The sequence below is a fragment of the Arsenophonus sp. ENCA genome, assembly GCF_002287155.1.
Classification (GTDB): Bacteria; Pseudomonadota; Gammaproteobacteria; order Enterobacterales; family Enterobacteriaceae; genus Arsenophonus; species Arsenophonus nilaparvatae.
On record NZ_NHNG01000419.1, the window covers coordinates 1 to 2,045 of the forward strand.

At 36.6% G+C, this 2,045-nt stretch carries 3 protein-coding genes and 1 pseudogene; all 4 read left to right on the forward strand.

Annotated features, from left to right (window positions below; translation table 11 throughout):
* Positions 1–263: transposase (locus tag CBG25_RS10880; RefSeq protein WP_290603799.1), on the forward strand; the 263-nt coding region annotated here is incomplete at its 5' end.
* Between the two features lie 145 nt (positions 264–408).
* Positions 409–756 carry a hypothetical protein gene (locus tag CBG25_RS10885; RefSeq protein ID WP_290606606.1) on the forward strand — a complete coding sequence of 116 codons (348 nt, stop codon included), beginning with the start codon at positions 409–411 and terminating at the stop codon, positions 754–756.
* A gap of 423 nt (positions 757–1,179) precedes the next feature.
* Positions 1,180–1,851 (forward strand): hypothetical protein, encoded by a 672-nt coding sequence (locus CBG25_RS10890; protein WP_290606607.1) that lies wholly within the window; start codon positions 1,180–1,182, stop codon positions 1,849–1,851.
* A pseudogene (locus tag CBG25_RS10895) lies at positions 1,838–2,045 on the forward strand (hypothetical protein); the annotation flags it as partial. The gene CBG25_RS10890 and the pseudogene CBG25_RS10895, both read left to right, overlap by 14 nt.

Below are 2,045 nucleotides of genomic sequence, written 5' to 3' on the forward strand. Positions count from 1 at the left end.
AGGCAAACGGCTATAGGAGCCAGATTCAGCGTAAAGGCCATCGAAACAAACCGTTGTCCAAGACTCAGCAAGGGCGAAACCACAGGATTGCAAAGACTAGGGCACGGGTTGAACATGCATTTGCGGCGATGGAACAAATGGGTAGAAAACTGATCCGCACCATTGGACAGGTGCGCGCTAATTTTGCCATGACGATGATGGCAGCATGTTACAACCTAAAGCGGTTGGCGTACTTCCAGAGCGCGTGCATCGTGGCTTTCTGACGCCCAGAATGGGTCAAATGGCCCTAGCCAGGGCAATGTGCGATAGAATCAGTAACGTGATAATCAAAAAAAATCTAATTATTTAGAATGAAAGCCAAGGGTTAATTGAAAATCTTGAGTTTTTCGAGGTGCCCTAAAACAAAATTTGGATAAGCAGATTGATAAAGTTATTGAACAACGCGCCGATAGCTTGATCTTTCATCATCAGCAGTTAAAAACGATTGAAGCTGACAGCCGTATTTTGCTCAATGAAAGTTTAGGTGGAATATTGCAAGATAGTATTAATGAAATGGGGCGTAAGCAATTATTGACGGGTAGTGATACAAACCAGTCGCTGCAAAATTTGCTGGGGGGACTAAGCGGGTTACAGCAGGATTTAGAATTAGAATGGAAAAAGCAGGAAAATAATTTTCGCCAGTTTGGTCAACAGGTTTGTCATAAAATTGCCCATATGGAGCAGCTTCGTATTGATCTATTAAATAAGTTGAAATAATTTTTTAAACTATCACATATTTTATTTTAACCGTGCAATTTAACCAAGTTATTACTAAATTAAGCGTTTAATTTGATCGATATTTATCCAATCAATAAAGTTTAATCTGGTTTTTATCTGTTGTTGCAGATATTAGTCAGGTTAAGCTCAATATTCCCATTTTTCATTTTAGCTAAATTTAGCCTGACAAAATAAATGTCGCTGTACTTGGGATATGAAAGTGACAAAAATCAGTGTAATACCCGATATAGCAATCCTAAAAATTAGTATAGTTTGTAGGCATAATAATGCTTATCGTTAAATAAACAGTTTTGCTAGTGATTTCTTTCAACAAAAATAGAATATTAAGTATAAAACTTAACAAGTAAACCTGTTATATGAAATAAATTACTAAAAAATTTGTTTTTGATAGGAGTACAATGCATGTCTACCATATTGAATTTAGGCAATAATTACAATTATAACTTTAGTGAAAGTCGACTTAATCGCGTTATGAATGCAGAAACATTGGCTGAAGCGCAAAATATGGGGTTATGGGATCGGATTAAAGACTTTTTTCACGGTGGCGTGAAGCGGCAAGCAATAGAGATATTATTTGATCATATTAATCAGCCGGCATGCCATGATACTTCACCAAATAAACAACTACTGAAATTTGAACGATTGATTGATTTAGCCAAACCTGAACACAAAAAAGATTTTACCATTGATGTTGATCCACGTAATGTATATGGTAAATGGAATTATCGATTACAGATCGCAGAACATACTGTATATCAAGCTAATGAGATAGTTGATAGTCCAACCACCTCTTATGGCGCTTTTTGTGCAGTTATGACAGGCATGGCTTTTCGCCAATATATATCTGATAACCCTGATATTTTTGGTAGTGGAAATGATAGTAATGATGACTATATCAGGGCTAGTATCCAATGTATGAGTGATAATGAAAAAATACGCCAGCAGCTTGAAAAAGACCTAGACAACCCGAAGTATAGCCATAAAAATTTTTGTGCAATCGAAGAAGTTGCTGATTCAGCAAAATTTATTGCCCACTTTAAAGAGGCTGTCGCAAAAGCTCATGTTATCGATTAAAATTTGCTTTATTCGTTTTAAACGCAGATCTTTTATGACCGTATTTACTCGCAAACTGGAATCGCCTTCTCACACCAAACGTAAGTTTGTCAAAGCGCAAAATCTACCTATCTTGGAGGGTTCTGTTTCCCTTTGCGATTATCTCAAGCAAATTGGTGAACGTAGGGCATTTATTGTCACAGAGATTTTGGATG

Excerpts from the sequence above, each read along its gene's own strand:
- CBG25_RS10890 (WP_290606607.1), top strand. The coding sequence starts at position 1,180 with ATGTCTACCATATTGAATTTAGGCAATAATTACAATTATAACTTTAGT.